At 65.4% G+C, this 20,776-nt stretch carries 19 protein-coding genes; 17 read left to right on the top strand and 2 right to left on the bottom strand.

The window, feature by feature from the left end; all coding sequences use genetic code 11:
• Positions 1–24: 24 nt before the first annotated feature.
• From GDN70_RS25295 to GDN70_RS25250, 10 genes are all read left to right on the top strand, one after another.
• Positions 25–459, top strand: coding sequence for a DsrE family protein (locus GDN70_RS25295; protein ID WP_246554407.1), 435 nt, complete (start codon positions 25–27; stop codon positions 457–459).
• A 14-nt stretch (positions 460–473) separates the two neighbouring features.
• Positions 474–1,379 carry an alpha/beta hydrolase gene (locus GDN70_RS25290; protein WP_152103172.1) on the top strand — a complete coding sequence of 302 codons (906 nt, stop codon included), beginning with the start codon at positions 474–476 and terminating at the stop codon, positions 1,377–1,379.
• 10 nt (positions 1,380–1,389) lie between these two features.
• Complete coding sequence (locus GDN70_RS25285) at positions 1,390–1,833, top strand: DsrE family protein (RefSeq protein WP_152103171.1); 444 nt, start codon at positions 1,390–1,392, stop codon at positions 1,831–1,833.
• A 106-nt stretch (positions 1,834–1,939) separates the two neighbouring features.
• Positions 1,940–3,025: a YeeE/YedE family protein gene (locus GDN70_RS25280; RefSeq protein WP_152103734.1), complete on the top strand. Its 1,086-nt coding sequence runs from the start codon at positions 1,940–1,942 to the stop codon at positions 3,023–3,025.
• 294 nt (positions 3,026–3,319) lie between these two features.
• Positions 3,320–4,579 (top strand): extracellular solute-binding protein, encoded by a 1,260-nt coding sequence (locus GDN70_RS25275; protein WP_028143571.1) that lies wholly within the window; start codon positions 3,320–3,322, stop codon positions 4,577–4,579.
• A 2-nt stretch (positions 4,580–4,581) separates the two neighbouring features.
• Complete coding sequence (locus GDN70_RS25270; RefSeq protein WP_152103733.1) at positions 4,582–5,523, top strand: carbohydrate ABC transporter permease; 942 nt, start codon at positions 4,582–4,584, stop codon at positions 5,521–5,523.
• Positions 5,516–6,364 carry a carbohydrate ABC transporter permease gene (locus tag GDN70_RS25265; RefSeq protein ID WP_038970457.1) on the top strand — a complete coding sequence of 283 codons (849 nt, stop codon included), beginning with the start codon at positions 5,516–5,518 and terminating at the stop codon, positions 6,362–6,364. Before GDN70_RS25270 ends, GDN70_RS25265 begins: the two co-directional genes overlap by 8 nt.
• Positions 6,365–6,385: 21 nt before the next feature.
• The gene (locus tag GDN70_RS25260) at positions 6,386–7,483 is read left to right on the top strand and encodes a Gfo/Idh/MocA family protein (protein WP_038948974.1); all 1,098 of its coding nucleotides are present in this window, start codon (positions 6,386–6,388) and stop codon (positions 7,481–7,483) included.
• Between the two features lie 10 nt (positions 7,484–7,493).
• The gene (locus GDN70_RS25255; RefSeq protein WP_028143575.1) at positions 7,494–8,138 is read left to right on the top strand and encodes a ThuA domain-containing protein; all 645 of its coding nucleotides are present in this window, start codon (positions 7,494–7,496) and stop codon (positions 8,136–8,138) included.
• Positions 8,135–9,184 (top strand): LacI family DNA-binding transcriptional regulator, encoded by a 1,050-nt coding sequence (locus GDN70_RS25250; RefSeq protein ID WP_038948973.1) that lies wholly within the window; start codon positions 8,135–8,137, stop codon positions 9,182–9,184. Before GDN70_RS25255 ends, GDN70_RS25250 begins: the two co-directional genes overlap by 4 nt.
• 126 nt (positions 9,185–9,310) lie before the next feature.
• Here GDN70_RS25250 and GDN70_RS25245 read toward each other — a convergent pair whose 3' ends face one another.
• Both GDN70_RS25245 and GDN70_RS25240 read right to left on the bottom strand, forming a co-directional pair.
• Positions 9,311–10,351, bottom strand: a complete 1,041-nt coding sequence (locus GDN70_RS25245; protein WP_028143577.1) for a tripartite tricarboxylate transporter substrate binding protein — start codon at positions 10,349–10,351, stop codon at positions 9,311–9,313.
• A 212-nt stretch (positions 10,352–10,563) separates the two neighbouring features.
• Positions 10,564–11,532, bottom strand: coding sequence for a LysR family transcriptional regulator (locus GDN70_RS25240; RefSeq protein WP_173015959.1), 969 nt, complete (start codon positions 11,530–11,532; stop codon positions 10,564–10,566).
• A 173-nt stretch (positions 11,533–11,705) separates the two neighbouring features.
• Here GDN70_RS25240 and GDN70_RS25235 point away from each other — a divergent pair, with 173 nt between their 5' ends.
• From GDN70_RS25235 to GDN70_RS25205, 7 genes are all read left to right on the top strand, one after another.
• Positions 11,706–12,326, top strand: coding sequence for a UbiX family flavin prenyltransferase (locus GDN70_RS25235; RefSeq protein ID WP_038970453.1), 621 nt, complete (start codon positions 11,706–11,708; stop codon positions 12,324–12,326).
• A 28-nt stretch (positions 12,327–12,354) separates the two neighbouring features.
• Positions 12,355–13,827 (top strand): UbiD family decarboxylase, encoded by a 1,473-nt coding sequence (locus GDN70_RS25230; RefSeq protein ID WP_152103169.1) that lies wholly within the window; start codon positions 12,355–12,357, stop codon positions 13,825–13,827.
• Positions 13,828–13,897: 70 nt separating this feature from the next.
• A complete protein-coding gene (locus GDN70_RS25225) occupies positions 13,898–14,737 on the top strand; it encodes a helix-turn-helix transcriptional regulator (protein ID WP_028143581.1) in 840 nt (279 codons plus the stop codon).
• A gap of 144 nt (positions 14,738–14,881) precedes the next feature.
• A complete protein-coding gene (locus tag GDN70_RS25220) occupies positions 14,882–17,887 on the top strand; it encodes a molybdopterin cofactor-binding domain-containing protein (RefSeq protein ID WP_152103168.1) in 3,006 nt (1,001 codons plus the stop codon).
• Positions 17,884–18,699, top strand: a complete 816-nt coding sequence (locus tag GDN70_RS25215) for a xanthine dehydrogenase family protein subunit M (RefSeq protein ID WP_152103167.1) — start codon at positions 17,884–17,886, stop codon at positions 18,697–18,699. Before GDN70_RS25220 ends, GDN70_RS25215 begins: the two co-directional genes overlap by 4 nt.
• On the top strand, positions 18,696–19,214 hold the full coding sequence (locus GDN70_RS25210) for a (2Fe-2S)-binding protein (RefSeq protein ID WP_152103166.1): 519 nt from the start codon (positions 18,696–18,698) through the stop codon (positions 19,212–19,214). Before GDN70_RS25215 ends, GDN70_RS25210 begins: the two co-directional genes overlap by 4 nt.
• Positions 19,207–20,751 carry an AMP-binding protein gene (locus GDN70_RS25205; RefSeq protein ID WP_152103165.1) on the top strand — a complete coding sequence of 515 codons (1,545 nt, stop codon included), beginning with the start codon at positions 19,207–19,209 and terminating at the stop codon, positions 20,749–20,751. Before GDN70_RS25210 ends, GDN70_RS25205 begins: the two co-directional genes overlap by 8 nt.
• The last annotated feature ends 25 nt before the right edge of the window (positions 20,752–20,776 follow it).

The following is a 20,776-nucleotide window of genomic DNA, read 5'->3' as shown; positions in this document are numbered from 1 at the left end:
CACGGCCGGGCGAACCGCCGCGCGCTGCTGCATGCGGCTCTCGCTGTTGGCTCGCTCATCGCAATCCGTCCCGCCGCGGCCCAGGCGGCCGAATTTCACAGGCTCGCGCTGCAGATCAGCGACGACGACCCGGTCAAGATGCGTGCCGTGCTCGATGTCGCGGCCAACGTCTCGCGGCACTATTCCGGACAGGGCGAGGACGTCGAAATCGCTGTGGTCGCTTTCAACGGCGGCCTCGACATGCTGCTCGCGGACCGCTCGCCGGTGAAGGAGCGCCTGGGGAATTTCCTGAAATCGATGCCGAATGTGAGCTTCATCGCCTGCGGCAACACGCTGGAGACGCTGGCGGCGAAGGAGGACAAGCGGCCGCCGCTGATCGATGGCGTCAGCGTCACGCAGGTTGGGGTTGCCGCGCTGATGGATTTGGCGGAGAAAAACTGGACAATTGTCCGGCCCTGAGGAGAAAGCTGCTGATGCGATGGTTGATAGCACTGACAGTCTTGCTCGCGTTCGCAGGGTCCGCATATGCGGCCGAGCAGGAGCTCGAGTTGTCGGTCGACGGCCGCACCACGCTCGCAACACTGCGCACGCCAGCCTCGACGAAACCCGATACGCCGCTTGTCGTAATGACCCACGGCACGCTCGCGCACAAGGACATGGAGGTCATTCAGGGCGTTGCCAAGGCGCTTGAGCAGCGCGGCATCGCTTCGCTCGCCCATACGCTGTCGCTGGGGCTCGATCGCCGCAAGGGCATGTACGACTGTACCGCGCGGCATGACTATGTCGTTGAGGATGCAGTTGCGGAGATCAGCGCCTGGGTCACGCGGGCGAGGCGCATGTCCCGGCTCGTCTTCGCGTTCGGCCATTCGCGCGGCGGCAACCAGGTCGCACGGTATCTTGCTGCAAGCGAAGCCGCGCCGGTGGCGGGTGGGGTGTTGCTGGCGCCGGTGACCGCGAAGGCCGAGGCTGATCTGCGCGCCTCCTACGCCAAGACCTATGGCAAGCCGCTCGAACCGTTTCTGGAGCTGGCGACCAAGGCGGTTGCGGCCGGCCGCGGCGGGGAGTGGATGGACGTGCCGGGCTTCGTCTATTGCCGCAATGCCGTGGTTACCGCGCGGACCTTTGCGTCATTCTACGGTCCCGATGCCGGCCAGGACACGGCCGCGCTCGTAGCGCGCGTGAAGCTGCCGGTGCTGGTGCTCGCCGCCACCAAGGATAGCGTTGTGCCCGATGTAGCACAGGCCTTCGATTCGCTTGCTGGTTCGAGCGGGGGCAGAGTGCAGCTCGACAAGATCGAGGATGCCGATCATTTCTTCCGCGACCTGTTCGCGGAAGACGTCGCCGATCGAATCGCCGAGTTCATCAAGGAGGCACGATAGAAGGGGGACCATGCAGCGTCGATCCATGCTTCGCGCGAGCCTTGCCGGGCTATTTGGTGCGTTCGCGGTGCGCCAGGCGTCCGCGGCGACGGAAACGCCCGCGCGGCAGCGCGTCGTCTATCATCTCGCCGATGCCGATCGCGTCGTCTTCGTTCTGGGCAATCTGCAGAACCATGTCGACGGCGTCGGCGGGCCTGGCAAGGCCGACATCAGGCTGGTCGTGCACGGGCCGGCGCTGCGTGCCTTCCACGCACTCGCGGCACAGGACCACACCGTTACGATGATGACGAAGCTCGTCGATGCCGGCGTCGGCTTCGATGCCTGCGCCAATACGATGAAGGCGCAGGGCGTCAAGCTGGACGATCTCACGCCCGGCTTCGTGGTGGCCTCGAAGGGCGGCGTGGTGCGGCTCGTCGAGCTGCAACAGCAGGGATATGCTTATCTACGGCCATGAGGCCGCTCCGCTCCGGCATCCTGCGACGTCGAGCCTTGATCTGGCTCATGGGACGCGACGACGCGATCGCTAGAATTGCATGCTCGCAGGAACAACCGAGGCGGACGTGCTGACGCCGATCATCGATCTCTTGGGTGAAGATTCGCTGTCATGGTTCGGCGGCCTCGTGGTCGGAGGTCTGTTCGGGTTCTTCGCGCAGCGCAGCCGCTTCTGCCTGCGTGCCGCGGCGGTCGAATTCTCCCGCGGCGAGGGCGGCCGGCGCCTTGCGGTCTGGCTGCTGACCTTTGCCGCGGCGCTGGTCGGCACGCAAGGTTTTGTCGCGCTCGGCTGGCTCGAAATATCCGAGGCGCGCCAGCTCGCGCAGCAGGGCAGTATCTCCGGCGCTCTCCTCGGCGGCGTGATGTTCGGTTGCGGGATGATCCTGGCGCGGGGTTGCGCCAGCCGGCTGCTGGTGCTCTCGGCGAACGGAAACCTCCGGGCCTTGTTGTCGGGGCTGGTGTTCGCCGTGACCGCGCAAGCCTCCTATCGCGGCCTGCTGTCGCCCGCCCGTGAATGGGTGACCAACCTGTGGCTGGTCGATGGCGGTCCGTCGCGCGACATCATGGCCATGTTCGGTGCCGGCACGCCCGAGAAGCTAGCATTCGGAGGTTTGTGGCTGATTGCCGGGCTGGCCTTCGCCTTTCGCAGCCGGTTGCCGCGCCGGCTGATCCTTGCCGCGCTCGCAACCGGAACGGCCGTCGTCGCCGGCTGGCTCTTCACCTACCAGCTGTCGCAGGCTTCCTTCGCGCCGGTGACGCTGAAGAGCCTCACCTTCAGCGGGCCTTCGGCCGAGTTGCTGATGCTGGTGCTCAACAGCGCGCAGCTCCGGCTCGGCTTCGACCTCGGCATCGTTCCCGGCGTATTCCTCGGCTCGTTTCTGGCCGCGGCGCGTGCACATGAACTGAAGCTCGAGGGGTTCTCGGACGGGCTCGGCATGCGGCGCTACCTGTTCGGCGCGGTGCTGATGGGGTTCGGTGCGATGCTCGCCGGCGGCTGCGCGGTCGGCGCTGGCGTGACCGGTGCCTCCGTATTCGCACTCACCGCCTGGCTCGTGCTCGGCGGCATGTGGCTGGGGGCGGGACTCACGGATGTGCTCGTCGACCGCGCCGGCATGCCGCTGCAGACGCCGGGCTTGCCGGCCGCGAGCGGCTGAGATCCAGCGATCACGCCTCGTTCGCCGCAGGCATGGATATCTCTGGCGCATTCCGTTTTCGTCGGCGGCAGCGCTTCGGAATTTGCCGTCGATCGATACGACGAGTTCAGAAGGTTGACGCTCAGGCCCCGAGGGGCTCGCCAGCTAAGCCTGAACGAAGCACGGTTGCCATGCAGCTCTTCCGCAGGCTTCGGCCACGTCCCGCGTGAGGTGCGTAGATCAGAATTTTAGTTGCGTACCTCAAAAATCGGGAGCAGGATCGCGGCAAAGAATAAGATGTCGGGAGGAGATGTGATGAGACTGCTCGGGAAGCTGGGACTCGCCGCTGCCGCATGCCTGCTTTTGGCCGACGCCGCCGCAGCCGACACGATCGTAAAGTGGCTACACATCGAGGCAAATCCGGCCCAGGTGAAAATCTGGGAGGAGGTCGCGCGCGCCTATGAGGCCTCCCATCCTGGCGTCAAGGTCGAGATGCAGTTTCTCGAGAACGAATCCTACAAGGCCAAGCTGCCGACCATCCTGCAATCCAAGGACCGGCCGAACATCATCTACAGCTGGGCCGGCGGCGTCCTGAAGACCCAGATCGAGGCAGGCGTTCTCGACGACATCACCGAACAGGTGAAGGGTTACAGCGACAGTCTCACCCCGGCCGCGCTCGCCGCGTTCACCGCTAACGGCCGCGTTTATGGTCTGCCGACCGCGCTGTCGCAGGTCGGCTTCCTCTGCAACAAGGAGCTGATGGCCAAGGCGAAAGTCGATCCTGCCGGGATCAAGAGCTGGGACGATCTGCTTGCGGCGGTGAAGACGCTGAAGGCCGCCGGCGTGACCCCGATCGTGGTCGGCGGCGCCGACAAATGGCCGTTGCACTTCTACTGGACCCATCTTGCGGTGCGCATCGGCGGCAAGCCGGCATTCGACGCTGCATTGCGCGGCGAGGACAGCGGCTTCGCCGGCGAGACCTTCCAGAAGTCCGGCGAGCTGTTCAAGCAACTCGTCGATCTCCAGCCGTTCCAGAATGGCTTCCTTGGTTTCAAGAATCCGCAGGCCGTCGGCTATTTCGGCGACGGCAAGGCGGCGATGACGCTCGCGATCAGCACGGTCTATCATTTGCAGCGCGCTCTCGCCGCCGACAAGGTCGGATTGAGCGAAGACAAGATCTGCTGGTTCGACTTCCCGGTGGTATCAGGCGGCAAGGGCGCGCCCACCGACACGCTCGGCGGCATCACCGGCTGGCTGGTCACGAAAGGCTCGCCGAAGGAGGCGGTCGATTTCCTGAAGTACTTCGTCTCGAAGGACGTGCAGACGCGACTTGCGGCGGGTAACTTCATCATCCCGGTGGTGCAGGGCGCGGACGCTGGTCTCAACAATGCCTTCATGAAGCTGATCGCGACCAATCTGGCGAAGTCGAACTACCACCAGAACTTCTATGATCAGAGCCTTGGTCCGTCGGTCGGCCGCGTCGTCAACGACGTCACCGCGGAGATCGCCGGTGGCAGCATGAGCCCGCAGAATGCGGCGAAGGCGATCGAGGCGGCGTGGAAGCAGGGCAACTGACGGTGGCGCGGCGTATCGCGAATTCGCCCGCGATTGGCGTTGCGGAGACACCGTTCTCTTCGCTCGCGGTCCGCGGCCCGGCCCGGGACGGCCGCTTCACGGTCCTGATCCTGTTCCTGCCGCCGGCGCTGCTATTGTTCACGCTGTTCGTGGTGCTGCCGATCGGCGAGGCCGCCTGGTATTCGGCCTTCAACTGGAACGGGTTCGGCAGGCCGACCAACTGGATCGGCTTCGACAATTACCGCTTCGTGCTGGAGACGCGCGCCTTCTGGCTCGCGCTGCGCAACAATGGGCTGATTATTGCGGTCTCGCTCGCGGTCCAGCTGCCGCTCGCGCTGACGCTGGCCTTGATGCTCGCCGAACGCTTTCGCGGGTCGGTGGCGCTGCGCATGCTGTTCTTCATGCCCTATATCCTGGCCGAGATCGCGACCGGGCTGATCTTCAGCTTCGTCTATGACGGTGACTACGGCCTCGTCGCCTCGATCTGGCGCAGTTTCGGCGCCGAGCCGCCGCACCTGCTGGCCTCGACCGACACGTCGATGCTGGCCGTGCTGATCGTGATCGTGTGGAAGTATTTTGGCTTCCACATGATGCTGTTCATCGCGGCGCTCCAGAGCCTCGACAAGAGCCTGATCGAGGCGGCGCGCATCGACGGTGCGACGCGGCTGCAAGCCCTGCGCCATGTCGTCATTCCCTTGCTCTATCCGACGATTCGCCTCTCGGTGTTTTTCGCCATTGTCGGCTCGCTGCAGCTGTTCGACCTCGTCATGCCGCTGACACGCGGGGGGCCTGCGGACTCCTCGAACACGATGGTGAGCTTCCTCTACAACAACGGCATCTCTCGCATGCGGGTCGGCTATGGCAGCGCCATCGGCGTCATCCTGTTCGCGATCTGCGTGACATTTGCCTTTACCTACAAGCGTTGGTTCATGCGCGATGAGTAGTGCGAAGATCTCTCGTACGCCGGTCGATCCCGCCGTGCTGTTCAAGGCGGTGTTCCTCGCCATCGTGGCCATCTTCGTGCTGGTGCCGCTGCTCGCGACGTTGCTCGGCGGCTTCAAATCGCTCGGCGAATTGCGTGTCAACCCGTTCGGTTTGCCGCGTCACTGGGAGTGGCAGAATTATTCCGACATCCTGTTCTCCGCGCGCTACTGGCAGCTCCTGCGCAATTCGCTGATCATATCGTCGCTCGCGGTGGTGTTGACCCTGATCACGGCCTCGATGGCGGCGTTCACCTTTGCCCATGTCAGGTTCTACGGCAGCTCGATGCTGCTGAGCTATCTCACGCTCGGCCTGCTGTTTCCGGCGGCGACCGCGGTGCTTCCGTTGTTCATCAAGGTGCGCGATCTCGGGCTGCTCGATACCTATTTCGGCGTTGCGTTGCCGCAGGTGGCCTTCAGCCTCGCGATGAGCGTGCTGCTGCTCCGGCGTTTCTTCAAGGACATTCCCTATGAACTGCTCGAGGCTGCGCTGGTCGACGGCTGCAGCTACATCAAGTTCTTCCGCTATGTGACGTTGCCGCTGTCGCGGCCGATCCTGGCGACCGTCGGGACCATCACCTTCGTCAACAGCTGGAATGCCTATCTGCTGCCGCTGGTGATGCTCAACACGGATGCGCTCTATCCCTGGCCGCTCGGCATCATGGTCTATCAGGGCGAGTATTCGTCCGAATGGCACCTGATCCTGGCCTTCATCACGTTGACCATCCTGCCGACGATCATTCTCTTCCTTCTGGCGCAGAAGCACATCGTTGCCGGCCTCACTGCAGGTGCGGTCAAGGGATGAACGGACCTTACGGAGATCACAATGAGAAAAGTCGGAATTGGAATCATCGGCTGCGGTGTCATCAGCACCGCCTATCTCAAGGCGGCGCAACGCTTCCCGGTCATGGAGGTCAGGGCGCTCGCCGATATGCGCAGTGAAGTCGCGGAGCGGCAGGGTGCCGCTTTCGGGCTGCCGGCGATGCGGGTCGATCAATTGCTCAAACGCGATGACGTCGAGGTCGTCGTCAATCTCACGGTGCCGCTGGCCCACACCGACGTCAGTCTCGCGGTGCTGAATGCCGGAAAGCATGTCCATTCCGAGAAGCCGCTCGGCATCAACGCCGCCGAAGCCCGCAAGGTGATCGATCTCGCCGCACAGAAGAACCTGCGCGTCGGCTGCGCGCCCGACACGTTCCTCGGCGGCGGGCACCAGACCGCCCGCAAGCTGATCGACGACGGCGCGATCGGCACGCCGGTGGCGGGCAGCGCCTTCTTCGGCTGCCCCGGCCATGAGCGCTGGCACCCGGCGCCGGGCTTCTATTACTTGCGCGGCGGCGGGCCGATGCTCGACATGGGGCCGTACTACATCACCGATCTCGTGCAGTTGCTCGGCCCGGTCGCTAGCGTGATGGGCTCGACCGCGAGGCCGAAATCGGAGCGCCTGGTCACCAGCCAGCCGATGAACGGCACGCTGATCCCGGTCGAGGTTTCGACCCATGTCGCGGGTACGCTTGAATTCGAGAGCGGAGCAGTCATCTCGATCGCGATGAGCTTCGATGTACCGAAGCACCGGCATGCGCCGATCGAGATCTATGGCGACAAGGGCAGCATGCAGGTGCCGGACCCGAACCGTTTCGGCGGCGAGGTGCACCTCGCCAGGACCGGCGGCGAATGGGAAACGATGCCGTTGACGCACGGCCATGTCGAGGGTGAGTTCCGCTCCATTGGGGTCGCCGACATGGCATCCGCGATCCTGAACAACCGTCCGCACCGCGCCAGCGGTGCGCTTGCGTTTCACGTGCTGGAGGTGATGGAGGCGTTCCAGACCTCCGCCGATGAAGGGCGGCGCGTCAAGATCGAGAGCAGCGTCGAGCGGCCGGCGATGCTGCCGGCGGGACGTGAAACGGGTCAGATCGATTGAGGGAATGACCATGCGCAAGGCAATGATTGTATGGGGCGGCTGGCCGGGACACGATCCGGATCTCTGCGCCTCGATGATTCGCGGCTGGCTGAGAGCGGAAGGCTTCGAGGTGCGGATCGAGACGACGACGGCGGCATTCGCCGATCCCGCGATCCACGACATGTCGCTGATCATCCCGATCTACACGATGTCGAAGATCGAGAAGGCGGAAGCGCTCAATCTCTGCGCCGCAGTGCGGAGCGGCGTCGGGCTCGCCGGCCATCATGGCGGCATGTGCGATGCGTTCCGCGATTCCGTCGACTACCAATTCATGTGCGGCGGGCAGTGGGTGGCCCATCCCGGCAACATCATCGACTACAAGGTCGACTTGACGAAGCCGGATGACCCCATCATGAAGGGCCTGAACAGTTTCGAACATCGTTCCGAGCAATATTACATGCATGTCGACCCCGCCAACGAGGTGCTGGCGACGACGACCTTCACCGGCGAGCACGCGCCGTGGATCGAGGGCGTGGTGATGCCCGTGGTCTGGAAGAAGCGCTACGGCGCGGGCAGGGTGTTCTATTCCTCGCTCGGCCACCGTGCCTACGAGCTCGACGTACCGGAGATCCGGACACTGATGACCCGCGGCATGCTGTGGGCGGCGCGCGAATGACGGGAGGGGCGACGCAGCCGGCGATTCGCGCCACGCTCGAGGACGTCGCGCGTGCGGCCGGCGTTTCGCTTGCGACCGTCGATCGCGTCGTCAACCGCCGCGAGGGCGTGCGCGCCAAGACCGTCGCGCGTGTCGAGGCCGCGGTGGCAAAACTCGGCTATCGCGCCGACGTCGCGGCCGCGCGGCTCGCCCGCGGGCAGACGTTCCGCTTCGCCTTCGTGCTGCCGACCGGCAGCAACAGCTTCATGACCAATCTGAGCGAGCAGGTCCAGCGCACCGCGGACTGGCTCGCCGGCCAGCGCGGCTTCATCGACATTCTCCGTGTCGACGTGTTCGATCCGGATGTGCTCGCCGGCGCGCTGGAAACCCTGTCGCCGGCCTACCAGGGCGTCGCCGTCATCGCGCTCGATCATCCCAGGGTTCGGGCCGCGATCGATGAGCTCGTCGGGCGCGGGGTCGCCGTGGTGACCCTCGTGTCGGACGCGCCAAGCTCGCGCCGCCTGCATTATGTCGGCATCGACAATCCGGCCGCAGGCCGCACCGCCGCAACGCTGATGGGGCGCTTCCTTGCTGGGCGCGAGGGGACGGTCGCGGTGATCGCGGGATCGCTGTCGCTGCGTGACCACACCGAACGGCAGTTCGGTTTCCATCAGATCCTGTCCAGCGAGTATCCGAACCTGCCCGCGCTACCGGTCATCGAGGGCAGGGACGACAGCGATCGCACGCGGGAGCTTACGGCCGCGCTGCTCGCGCGCCATGCAGATCTTCGCGGCATATACTGCTGCGGCGCCGGAAACCGCGGCATCGCCGATGCGCTCGAGGCCTCGGGCCGCGCTCGCGAGGTGGTCTGGATCACCCATGAGCTGACCCAATATACACGGCGTTTCCTGGTTCGCGGCACGCTCGATGCCGTGATCAATCAGGATCCCGGGCACGAGGCGCGCTCTGCGGCACGCGTTCTGCTCGCGCACTGTTCGGGCGAGCCAATCAGCCCCGACCAAGAACGCATCCGCATCGACATTTTTCTGCGGGACAATCTGCCGTAACGCGAGCTCATACCGCCAGCGCCGCTGCGTTGAGCCATGCGCGAGCCGGTTCAGCGAGCGAGCTTTGGGCGAGCAGGGCGCGGGTGGCGGATCACGCGGAAGAGGCTGATTACCCAAAAGCTGAAGTCACATCGGCTCGATGCCGATCTTCTTGATGATCCCGGCCCATTTTGTGGTTTCCGCGGTCATGAAATCCTTCAGACCTTGGGGGGCCATCACCAGGGGCTCGGCGCCCTGCTCCACCAGGAGGGTGCGCACCTTCGGATCGTTCATGGCTTCGATCATGGCGGCATAGAGCTTGTCGATAACGGCGGTGCCGGTGCCCGCGGGCGCGAGCAGGGCAAGCCACGCCGCGCTCTCGTAGTCCTTCAGGCCAGCCTCGGCCGCGGTCGGCACGTCCGGCAGCGCCGTCATGCGCTTGTCGCTGGCAACCGCGAGCGGGCGCGCATCGCCGCTCCTGATCAGACCGATGACGTTCGGCAAGAGCTGGAAGCCGAGCGGGACCTGGCCCGCGATGAAGTCCGGCGTGTAAGCAGCGATGTTGCGGTAAGGAACGTGGGTGATCTCGGTGCCCGTGAGCTGCTCGAAATAGGCAGCCGCGAGGTGCTGCGACGAGCCGACTCCGACCGTCCCGTAGTTCAGCTCCCGGGGGCGGGCCTTGGTGTACTCGATCAGCTCGTGCAGGGATTTCGGCGGCAGCCTCGAATTGATTACGATGACATTCGGCAACGTGGCGAACAGTCCGATCGGGGCGAAATCCTTCAGCGGATCGTAGGGCAGCTCCTTGTACAATGATCGGTTCGCGGCCAGTGGGCCGGAGGTGCTCATCAGCAACGTGTAGCCGTCCGGGGCGGCATGTGCAGCGGCCGCGGTACCGATATTGCCGCCGGCGCCAGGGCGGTTGTCGACTACGAAGGCCTGCCCCAGTGACGTCGACATGCGGTTGAGCAGGATGCGCGTGATGACGTCGCTGGCGCTGCCGCCGGCGAAGGGCACGAGCACCTGGATCGGACGCGCGGGGTAGTCTTGGGCTTGCGCGGGACGCAGCCCGGTGGCGGAGAGAGCCGCGCCCAGGCCGAGCGAGAGCAAAGACCTGCGGTCAGGGTGAAATCCTTCAACGTGCGGCGCTGTGTCGTCCGCGATCCTGCTGTGACCGAACCTTGCCATCTCGGACTGAATCTCCCGACCGCGTCTTGTTCTGCGAGCCTTGGGAGCGTCCGTGACAGGAGTTGTCCGGAGGAGCGCCAGGCCGCGATTTTCTGCGCCTGGACCGTAGTTAGCGGCTTGACGTGACCGTCATGCCGGCTCGTCTCGAAACTTACCAACCCGTCTCATTTTGCAAAGAGGCGCGACATCTTGTCCAAATGAGCGTTCGGGATTCAGGAAATCGTCTTCCCGGTCTTGCGACGTTGTTTGCGGGATGACGAGGCTGCGCCGCCGGAGCCAGGTTCAGCCAACTGCTTTGCCACCGCCGCGGCCTGCGCCAGATCGTGGCTGATGACGTCCAGCACGGCCTTGGCCGCAACCGAGACCGCTCGCCGCGGGTGATGCACCCAGGCGATGGAGCGAACGATCCGTTGCGCGTCGAAACGATGGGCTCGAATGGTTCCGCTTGCCAGTGACTGCCGGAGCGCGATGGTCGGCAGCACGGTCGCGAAATCGGTGGTCGCGATCACGTCGCAGAGGGCGGGCAGCGTGTCGAGCTCCAGGCGCGGCCGAAGGTCGATGCCGAGGGCGGCGGCGTGTTCGTCCAGGATCAGCCGCAGGCCGTGGCGCTTCGAGGGTAGCACCAGATCGAAATTCGCGATGTGGTCGAAGCGCAGCTTGGCCGCCGGCCGGATCGGGCCGTCCTTGCGGCAGGCGAACACCATCTCCTCGTCCATGATGTGATGCGCGGCGAGCGGCGTCCTTCGGCGCGGCACGTTGATCAGCGCGAAATCGAGTTGGCCGCTGTTGACCCAGTCGACCAGCGTCTCGGTGTAGCCTTCGCACGCGGAGAGGATGATCTCGGGATAGCGGCGCGCGACAGTCGCTGACGAGCTCGCCATCGTGCTCTGCGCAACGGAGGTGATGAGGCCTACGGCGACGCGGCCTGAAATCCGCCCGCCGATCTGGGCCATCTCCTGGCGCGCATACTCCGCATCGCGCACGATCGGCGCCGTCAGCCGCACCAGCGCCTCGCCGGCGCTGGTCAACGTCATGCCCTGGACGCTGCGGTCGAACAGCCTTTGGCCGAGCTCGACCTCGAGCTTGGCGATCTGCATGCTGAGCGCCGGCTGCACGATGTTGAGCCGGCGCGCGGCCCGCGTGACGTTCTTTTCATCGGCCAGGCACAGGAAATACTGCATCTGCCTGAGTTCCACGGGGCCAGTCCTTCGTTCGCCAACTCGTTCGCGGGCCATCATCTTCGATGATGAATGATATAATCAATCATTATTTGTTGTGATGGCCGAGATTGCCTAGTTTTGCGACCGGCTACGAGACCTCGAGGGTACGTGGCCACGGGAGCGAAATCAGACATATGCAGCACGCAGCGCCCACGCGGATGATCATCGGCATTTCCGGCGCCTCGGGCGTCACCTATGGCGTGCGCCTGCTGCAACTCCTGCGCAATGCCGGCGTCGAGACTCACCTGGTGATGTCGAAGACGGCCGAGCAGACCTTTGCCTACGAGACCGACCTGAAGATCGCGGAGGTGAGGGAGCTCGCCAATGTCAGCCATGCGATCGACGACATGGCATCGGCAATCTCGAGCGGCTCGTTCCGTACCGCGGGCATGATTGTGGCGCCGTGCTCGATGCGCTCGATGTCCGAGATCGCCTCGGGCGTCACCACGACGCTCTTGACCCGCGCCGCCGATGTTGTGCTCAAGGAGCGCCGGCGCCTGGTGCTGATGGTGCGCGAGACCCCGCTGCACACCGGGCATCTCAGGACGATGACGGCGCTATCAGAGATGGGCGCGATCATCGCGCCACCTGTGCCCGCCTTCTACGCAAAACCCGAGAATCTCGAAGACATGGTCGAGCACACCGTCGGCCGGGTGCTCGACCTCTTCGATATCGATATCGGCGTGGTGCGCCGCTGGGGCGAGGACGAAGCGCTCAAGCGCCGCTCGCCGTCGCTGCGCAAGATCGCGCCCTGACCCGAACGCCCGAGGAGAGATACGTCATATGCGAATGCAAAATTCGGCGAAGAGCACGAACGCACCGGCCGATCTGCGTGCCTGGCTCGCTTACCTCGCCGAGCGCGGTAAGCTCGCGATTGCCCGCGAGGGTATTGCGCTGACCGATGAGCTCGCCGCCATCGCGAAGCGGCTGGAGCGCGACAGCGCGGTGCTGTTCCCGCGTCCCGATGGGCACGAGATTCCCGTCATCGCCAACCTGTTTGCCGGTCGTGACTGGGTCGCCGATTCCATCGGCGTCACCGAGGACCAGTTGCTGCCGCGATTCCTTGCCGCCGCAAGCAATCCGCTGCCGACCCGCGAGGTTCCGGACGGTCCAGTGCAGGAGGTCGTTCACGACGACGTCGACCTGCTCCGACAACTTCCGGTGCCGAAGCACAATGAACGCGATAGCGGTCCCTATATCACGGCCGGCCTGTTGATCGCGCGCAATCCGAAGACCGGCGTTCAGAACGTTTCGATCCACCGTTGTCAGGTCAGCAGCAAGAATCGTATCGGCGTTCTGCTGCTGCCGCGGCACACGTTCTCTTACTATCGCATCGCGGAAGAGCTGGGCCAGGCGCTGGAGATCGCCATCGTCATCGGCGCGCATCCGGCGCTGCTGCTGGCTTCGCAGGCGATTGCCGCGCTGGACGAGGACGAGATGGCGATTGCGGGCGCGCTGCTCGGCTCGCCCGTGGACGTCGTCAAATGTCGCACCAATTCGGTTCGCGTTCCCGCCCATGCGGAGATCGTGATTGAAGGACGGATCCTGCAAGGCGTGCGCGAGCCGGAGGGCCCGTTCGGTGAATTCCCGCAATATTACGGCCCGCGCGCCAATCGCGAGGTGATCGAAGTCGATGCCATCACGCATCGCGCCAAGCCGATCTTCCACACCATCGTCGGCGGCGGTTTCGAGCACCTGATACTCGGCGGCGTGCCGCGCGAAGCGACGCTGCTCCAGCATCTGCGCCGCAGCTTCCCGACCGTGCTGGATGTTCGCCTCACGCGCGGCGGCACCTGCCGCTATCATCTCGCGATCAAGATGGACAAGACCAATGAGGGCGAGCCGAAGAACGTCATGATGTGCGCTTTCGGCGCGCATTACGACATCAAGCAGGTGGTTGTGGTCGACAAGGACGTCGATATCTCTTCCTCCGAGGAGATCGAATGGGCGGTGGCGACGCGCTTCCAGGCCGACCGCGATCTCATGGTCGTCGCCGGCGCGCTCGGCTCGAAACTCGATCCGACCACGGATGACGGTATCGGCGCCAAGATGGGCCTCGATGCGACAGCGCCGGTCAGCGCGTCCGAGCTCGCCTTCAAGCGCATCCGCGTCAAGGGCGAGGAGGACGTCGACCTGACGACAGCCTTGCAGGCCGATCCGGGCGCTGCGGTCGCACGCCTTCTTGCGGAGGCGCGGATGCGAGCGGGTTATCGCCCGGAAGCGGCTTGCGTCCGTTTGCGCCGTTGGAATATGTAGCAAGGGCGGCCTATAGTGCCGCACCAGCAAGGCAACCATTTTGCGGCGCAACGCCGGGAGGAAGAAACTGATGTCGACGGCCCTGCGCATCGCTCATGGCGCTTTCGGCAGGGTCGCTCTGCTCGACATGGATCGTTCGCTGGTCCGCCACGCCCATCATCACTGCCACGTCCTGCTCAAGGTCGAGGGCTCCGACACCCAGTTCCTGGTCGGCGACCAGGTCACGCCGCTCACGGACACGGCCGCCGTTCTGGTCGACGGCTGGAAGCCGCATGCCTATGTGCATGACGTCAATCGCCCGCGCACGCTCATCATGGCGCTCTATATCGAGCCGGAGTGGCTGAAGGAGTTCCGGCGCGGATGGGCCGCGAGCGGCGCGCCGGGCTTTTTCGAGCGTCCCTCGGGCGAAGTCTCGCCGCGCATTCGCCAGCTCACGCTGCATCTTGCGGCCGAAATGATGGCGAATCCCGACGCGGTGCGAACCCACGAGCAGACCCTTTCTGACCTCATGATTGCGGTGATCGAGCGTTTCACGCCCTGGCGCAGCTTTCCGACCTCGATCCGCGGCATGGGCGCGGTGAGCTGCGACTGGCGGATCCGCCGCGCGATGGACGCGATGCGCGTGAACGATTCCTATGCCAACGTCGACCAGTTCGTGAAGGGCGCGGGCCTGTCGCGCGCGCAGTTCTTCCGCCTGTTCGAGACCTCGCTCGGCGTTTCGCCGAAGCTTTACCTCAACGTCGTCCGCATGGAGCGCGCGCTCGACGCGGTGATGCGCGAGGACACAGCGCTCGGCGAACTCAGCGAGCGCTTTGGTTTTCCGGAGCCGGCGCATTTCACGCGCTTCTTCCGCGATCATGCCGGCGTCAGCCCGCGCGAGTTTCGCAACGTTTCGCGTCTCGCGGGCTGATTTTTTGCGGGCTGATATTGCGCTGCACGCTCTCGAATGAGACGATTTGGTAAGTCGTGAGAGCGGGCGGTATGGCCCTAGCACCTCCTGTCCTGACAAACGTCGCCGTCGCGTCAAAGAGCGCGTCGGGAGGTATGCCGGGACATGGTGCAGGCTGCGGTCAAGTCCGCAAATTCGGTTGATCAGAGTGGCGACAAGCCGTGGGTCGGGCGTTCAATCGAGCGCGTCGAGGATGCCGCGCTGCTCAGCGGCCGCGGCCGTTTCATCGACGACCTCGGCGTCCAGCCCGGCACGCTGCATGCGACGATCCTGCGCTCGCCGCACGCCCACGCCGATATTATTTCGATCGACGCCGAAGCGGCCAGGCGGCTGCCGGGCGTTGCAGCGGTCCTGACTGGCGAGCAGATCAAGGCGGTCACCACTAGTCTCGTCGTCGGCGTGAAGGCGCCGGTCGAGTGCTGGCCGATCGCAGTCGAGCGTGTGCGCTATGTCGGCGAACCGGTCGCCGTGATCGTGGCGACTGATCGCGCCCGCGCCGAAGATGCGGCCGAACTCATCAATGTCGAGTATCGCCCTCGAGCGGCTACAGTCGATCCGCTCGGAGCGATGGCACCGGGTGCGCCGGTCCTGCACGACGGTTTTCCCGGCAATCTCGCCAGCGACCGCGCGTTTCGCTACGGCGATCCTGAAAAGGCGTTTGCGGATGCGCCGCACCGCTTCTCCATCGACATCCGCTATCCCCGCAACTCCTGCACACCGATCGAGACTTATGGTGTCGTTGCCTCGCATGATGCCGGCGAGGACGCCTTTGAGGTTCTCGCGAATTTTCAGGGGCCCTTCAGCATCCACACCGTGATTGCGCGTGCACTGAAAGTGCCGGGCAATCGGCTGCGGCTGCGCACGCCGCCGGATTCCGGCGGCAGCTTTGGTGTCAAGCAGGGTGTGTTTCCGTACATCGTTCTGATCGCGGCTGCGGCGCGCGTCACGGGGCGGCCGGTGAAGTGGATCGAGGACCGGCTCGAGCATCTCACCGCGTCGGTGTCGGCGACCAACCGCGCGACGACGTTGGCCGCGGCAGTTGCGGCCGACGGCAAGATTCTCGCGCTCGACTGGGACCAGGTCGAGGATTGCGGTGCGCATCTGCGTGCCCCTGAGCCGGCTACGCTTTACCGCATGCACGGCAACATGACGGGGGCCTACGACATCAGCCACGTCAGGATCCGCAACCGCGTCGTCGTCACCAACAAGACACCGACCGGCCTCAACCGCGGCTTCGGCGGGCCGCAGGTCTATTTCGCGCTGGAACGCCTGGTGCAGCGGATCGCGATCGGGCTCGGTCTCGATCCGCTCGATGTCATCAAGCGCAATCTGATCGAGGCGGGTGCTTTTCCCTATCGTACAGCGACCGGCGCATTGCTCGATTCCGGCAATTACCAGGACGCGATCGCGCGCGCGGTCGAGCAGGGCAGGCTGGCGGAATTGAAGGCGCGGCGCGACGCGGCGCGGGCGGAGGGGCGGCTTTACGGCATCGGCTTCACGGCGGTGGTCGAGCCCAGCGTCTCCAATATGGGCTACATCACAACGGTGCTGACCGCGGCCGAGCGCCGCAAGGCCGGGCCGAAGAACGGGGCGCAGGCGACCGCCACTGTCGGCCTCGATCCGGTCGGCAGCGTCACCGTTCACGTCGCCTCCGTGCCGCAGGGGCAGGGCCATCGCACCGTGCTGTCGCAGGTGGTCGCCGACGTCTTCGGCCTGGAGCCGAAGGACATCCGCGTCAACACCGAGATCGATACCGCCAAGGACGCCTGGTCGATCGCGTCGGGAAATTATGCCAGCCGCTTCGCCGCCGCGGTGGCCGGCACGGCAAAACTGGCAGCCGAGCGCATTGCCGGCCGTCTCGCCCGCATCGCCGCCAGCCAGTTGAACGTCGAAGCCGCGGATATCGTGTTTGCTGAGGGCTTCGTTGCCTCCAGGCACAATCCGGAAAACCGGATCGCGTTCTCGCGTGTCGCCGCGCTCAGCCATTGGTCGCCGGGCTCACTGCCTGACGATGCCGGCCAGACCATCCGTGAGACCGTGTTCTGGACGCCGCCGGAGCTGACGCCGCCCGGCGAGGACGACCGCATCAACTCCTCGCTGTGCCATGGCTTCATCTTCGACTTCTGCGGCGTCGAGATCGACCGCACCACTCTGCAGACGCGGATCGACCGCTACGTCACGATGCATGATTGCGGCACCATCCTGCATCCCGGCATGGTCAATGGCCAGATCCGTGGCGGCTTCGCGCAGGCGCTCGGTGCCGCGCTCTACGAGGAATTTGCCTACGCTGACGACGGCAGCTTTCTGACCGGAACGCTGGCGGACTATCTGCTGCCGACCGCCACCGAGGTGCCGGAGCCCGAGATCTTCCACATGGAGACGCCGTCGCCATTTACTCCACTCGGAGCAAAGGGCGTCGGCGAAGGCAATTGCATGTCGACGCCGGTCTGCCTCGCCAATGCGGTTGCGGATGCGCTCGGCGTAGCCGACATCGCGTTGCCGCTGGTGCCCGCGCGGCTTGCCGAGCTGGCGCGCGGCGCCGAGCCACCACCGCCCGCGGGGGGCGTGGCCGCGGTGCCTGCGCGCGAAGCGGATCGGCGGCTTGGCGGCGAAGGGCAGGCCTCGTTGAGGGCGACGCCCGAGCAGGTCTGGGCCATGCTGCTCGATCCCGCCACGCTCCAATCGATCATTCCCGGCTGCCGGCGCGTCGACAAGATCACCGAGACGCATTTCCGCGCCGACGTCACCCTCGGCATTGGCCCCGTCACCGGGCGCTATCGTGCCGACGTGGAGCTGTTCGATCTCGATCCGCCGGGCGCGGTCACCTTGCGCGGCGGCGCCACCGGCGCGCTCGGCTTCGGGAGCGCTGAGGGACGCGTTACGCTCGCGCCCAACGGCAGCGGCGGGACGAAGTTGACCTACAGCTATGACGCCGCGATCGGCGGCAAGATCGCGAGCATCAGCGGCAGGCTCCTCGACGGCGCGACGCGGGTGATCGTCGGCCAGTTCTTCGCAGCGCTGGCCCGCAAGGCCGGCGGCGGCGCCTCGGGCGGCTTTTCGCTGTTCGCCCTGCTGGCGAAATTCGCCGGCCGGTTTGGGGGGCGCCGATGAAGCCGCCCGCATTCGACTATCTCCGCGCCGAAGCCGTCGGTGATGTCCTCGGTGCGCTGGCGCAGCAGGGCGGCGATGCTCGTGTGCTCGCCGGTGGACAGTCGCTGATGGCGATGCTCAATATGCGCCTCGCCAAGCCGAAGCTTCTGATCGACATCATGCGGATCAGAGAGCTGCGCAAGATCGAGCGGACAGCCGATGCCGTCGTCATCGGTGCCGGTGTGCGCCAGGCCGATCTGCTGGCCTGGCCAGATCTGGCCGAGGCATTGCCGCTGGTGGCGTTGGCGCTGCCCTGCGTCGGTCACATGCAGACCCGCAGCCGCGGCACCATCTGCGGCTCGCTCGCGCATGCCGATCCCAGCGCCGAGATGCCGCTCGCGCTGGTCGCGCTCGGCGGCGAGGTGCTTTTGCGCAGTGCCAGGCGTCGTCGCCGCATCGCGGCCAGAGATTTCTTCGCCGGCATGATGCTGACGGCGCGCAACGACGACGAGCTGATCGAGGGCATCTCGCTCCCGGTCATCAATGGATCTCGCTTCGCGTTCCGCGAGGTCGCGCGCCGGCACGGCGATTTTGCCATCGTGGCCTGCGCCGCGATGAAGACGCCATCCGGCGTCCGCCTCGCGGTCGGTGGCGTTGCGGACGTCCCGACCGCGCGGGACTGGCCGCGACTCGAGGGCAGCGCGCTCGACGATGCCCTCAACGCGTTTGCCTACGAGCTCGGTGCGCGCGACGACGTTCATGCCACCGCGCGCTGTCGCCGCGACCTCGTGCGCATGATCGGCCGCGATCTGATCGGCGAGGTTCTGCGATGACCCGTCTCAAATCCGACGCCCGCCACCCCATCCACGTCTCGCTGAATGGCGAGCCCATCGCGGGAGAAGCCGAGCCTCGGACGCTGCTGTGCGACTTCCTGCGGCACCAGTTGGGCGCCACCGGCACCCATGTCGGCTGCGAGCACGGCGTCTGCGGCGCCTGCACGGTCGTCGTCGACGGCATGCTGACCCGTTCCTGCCTCACCCTTGCAGCGCAGGTCGACGGCTCCGAGATCAAGACGGTTGAAGGGCTTGCACCCGCGGCCGATCGCCTCGGCGTGCTGCAACAGGCCTTCCGCCGTCACCACGCGCTCCAGTGCGGCTTCTGCACGGCCGGCATCCTGATGTCGCTCGATCATTATCTCGCCAGGAACCCGGCGCCGACCGAGGCGGAGATTCGCGATCTTCTCAGCGGGCATCTGTGCCGCTGCACCGGCTACACGCCGATCGTCCAGGCGGCCCTCGAAGCCGCCGCCCAGCTCGCTTCATCGAAAAAAGAGACGTCAGATGCTTGATCTCGCCAGCAGCTTCATGGCCAGCGCCGCGCGCGATCCGCGCGCCATCGGGCTGGTCGACGGCGATCTCCGCCTGACCTACCGGCAATGGTACGACAAGATCTCTGCTTTGGTCGCATCCTTCGGCCGCCTGGACCTCAAGCCCGGCGACCACGTCGTCACGCTGCTGCAAAACCGCTGGGAGGCCGCGACGCTGCATTGGGCGTGCCAGTTCGCAGGACTCGTAATCACCCCGATCAACTGGCGCGCCAAGGCCGACGAGCTGGACTTCTGCATCGAGAACGCGGAGGGCCGCGCAGTTTTCTACCAGGATGTTTCTGCTGAGGCGGTGCAGGGTTCGGCTCTCGCCGGCCGGCTGCTACGCGTGTCGGTCGATCCGGGCACAGGCGAGGCGGTCGGCTTTGCCGATCTGATCAGGGACAGCGCGCCCGATGCCGAGCCGTGCGTCGGCTCTGATGCCTGGTCGATCATGCTCTACACATCGGGCACCACCTCTCGGCCGAAGGGCGTGCCGCGGCGTCATCGCGCCGAGCGCGCCGCGGCGATCGCCCATGTCGCGCAAAATCTCTACGGCCGCGGCGAGCGCACGCTCGGCGTGATGCCGCTCTACCACACCATGGGCGTCCGCTCGTTGCTCGCGATGTCGCTGATCGGCGGCAGCTTCATCTGCCTGCCGCGCTATGACAGCCGCCAGGCGCTGGAGCTGATCCAGCGGGAAGGGATCACCAATCTCTATCTGGTGCCGACGCTCTATCACGATCTCGTCCATCACGAGGCCTTCGACCGGACCGACGTCTCCAGCGTGCGCAAGCTCGGCTTTGCCGGCGCCTCGATGACGGACGGCCTGCTGAAGAAGCTGGACGAGGCCTTCAGGCCGGAGCTGTTCGTCAATCATTACGGCAGCTCCGAGATCTACACTTTTACGATCGATCAGAACGCTACGGCAAAACCCGGCTCCGCCGGTAGGGCCGGGCTGAACCAGCACGTCAAGGTCGTGCGCATCGGCGCGCGTTCGGTCGCGGAGCTTGCCGCGGTCGGCGAGGAGGGCGAGATCATCGCCACGCTCGCGGGCGACGAAGCCTTTGAGGGCTACTGGCGCCGCCCCGAGGCCGACGCCAAATCGTTGCGCGAAGGCTGGTATTTCACCGGCGATACCGGCTTCGTCGATCCCGATGGTGACCTCTTCGTCACGGGCCGCGTCGACGACATGATCATCACCGGCGGCGAGAACGTCTCTCCGGTCGAGATCGAGAGCTGCCTGTCGCTGCATCCCGGGGTCGACGAGGTCGCCGTGGTCGGTGTCGCCGACGAAAAATGGGGCAAGGTCGTCGCCGCCTTCGTCAAGCGCAATTGCAGCGTTTCCGAGAGTGAGCTGGAGCAGTTCTGCCGCACCTCGGGCCTCGCCAACTTCAAGCGGCCGCGCCGCTACGTCTTCGTCGACGCGATTCCCAAATCGCCGGTCGGCAAGCTGCTGCGGCGCCTGCTCGTCGCCGGAGAATACGAGACCGAGCGTCGGCCGCCGTCGGACGCCGCTTGATCGTCACGCATCAACAGAAGGAAGT

The sequence above is a fragment of the Bradyrhizobium sp. TM102 genome, from assembly GCF_009176685.1.
Lineage (GTDB): Bacteria > Pseudomonadota > Alphaproteobacteria > Rhizobiales > Xanthobacteraceae > Bradyrhizobium > Bradyrhizobium ottawaense.
The sequence above is the reverse complement of the archived record's forward strand: the minus strand, read 5'-3'. Positions and strand labels throughout refer to the sequence as shown.

Bases quoted from the DNA above. Each gene is read 5' to 3' on its own strand.
- GDN70_RS25240 (WP_173015959.1), bottom strand. From the start codon at position 11,532: ATGCAGTATTTCCTGTGCCTGGCCGATGAAAAGAACGTCACGCGGGCC.
- GDN70_RS25265 (WP_038970457.1), top strand. From the start codon at position 5,516: ATGAGTAGTGCGAAGATCTCTCGTACGCCGGTCGATCCCGCCGTGCTG.
- GDN70_RS25245 (WP_028143577.1), bottom strand. From the start codon at position 10,351: ATGGCAAGGTTCGGTCACAGCAGGATCGCGGACGACACAGCGCCGCAC.
- GDN70_RS25205 (WP_152103165.1), top strand. From the start codon at position 19,207: ATGCTTGATCTCGCCAGCAGCTTCATGGCCAGCGCCGCGCGCGATCCG.
- GDN70_RS25215 (WP_152103167.1), top strand. From the start codon at position 17,884: ATGAAGCCGCCCGCATTCGACTATCTCCGCGCCGAAGCCGTCGGTGAT.
- GDN70_RS25275 (WP_028143571.1), top strand. From the start codon at position 3,320: ATGAGACTGCTCGGGAAGCTGGGACTCGCCGCTGCCGCATGCCTGCTT.
- GDN70_RS25255 (WP_028143575.1), top strand. From the start codon at position 7,494: ATGCGCAAGGCAATGATTGTATGGGGCGGCTGGCCGGGACACGATCCG.
- GDN70_RS25210 (WP_152103166.1), top strand. From the start codon at position 18,696: ATGACCCGTCTCAAATCCGACGCCCGCCACCCCATCCACGTCTCGCTG.
- GDN70_RS25290 (WP_152103172.1), top strand. From the start codon at position 474: ATGCGATGGTTGATAGCACTGACAGTCTTGCTCGCGTTCGCAGGGTCC.
- GDN70_RS25260 (WP_038948974.1), top strand. From the start codon at position 6,386: ATGAGAAAAGTCGGAATTGGAATCATCGGCTGCGGTGTCATCAGCACC.
- GDN70_RS25250 (WP_038948973.1), top strand. From the start codon at position 8,135: ATGACGGGAGGGGCGACGCAGCCGGCGATTCGCGCCACGCTCGAGGAC.
- GDN70_RS25225 (WP_028143581.1), top strand. From the start codon at position 13,898: ATGTCGACGGCCCTGCGCATCGCTCATGGCGCTTTCGGCAGGGTCGCT.
- GDN70_RS25285 (WP_152103171.1), top strand. From the start codon at position 1,390: ATGCAGCGTCGATCCATGCTTCGCGCGAGCCTTGCCGGGCTATTTGGT.
- GDN70_RS25220 (WP_152103168.1), top strand. From the start codon at position 14,882: ATGGTGCAGGCTGCGGTCAAGTCCGCAAATTCGGTTGATCAGAGTGGC.
- GDN70_RS25235 (WP_038970453.1), top strand. From the start codon at position 11,706: ATGCAGCACGCAGCGCCCACGCGGATGATCATCGGCATTTCCGGCGCC.
- GDN70_RS25230 (WP_152103169.1), top strand. From the start codon at position 12,355: ATGCGAATGCAAAATTCGGCGAAGAGCACGAACGCACCGGCCGATCTG.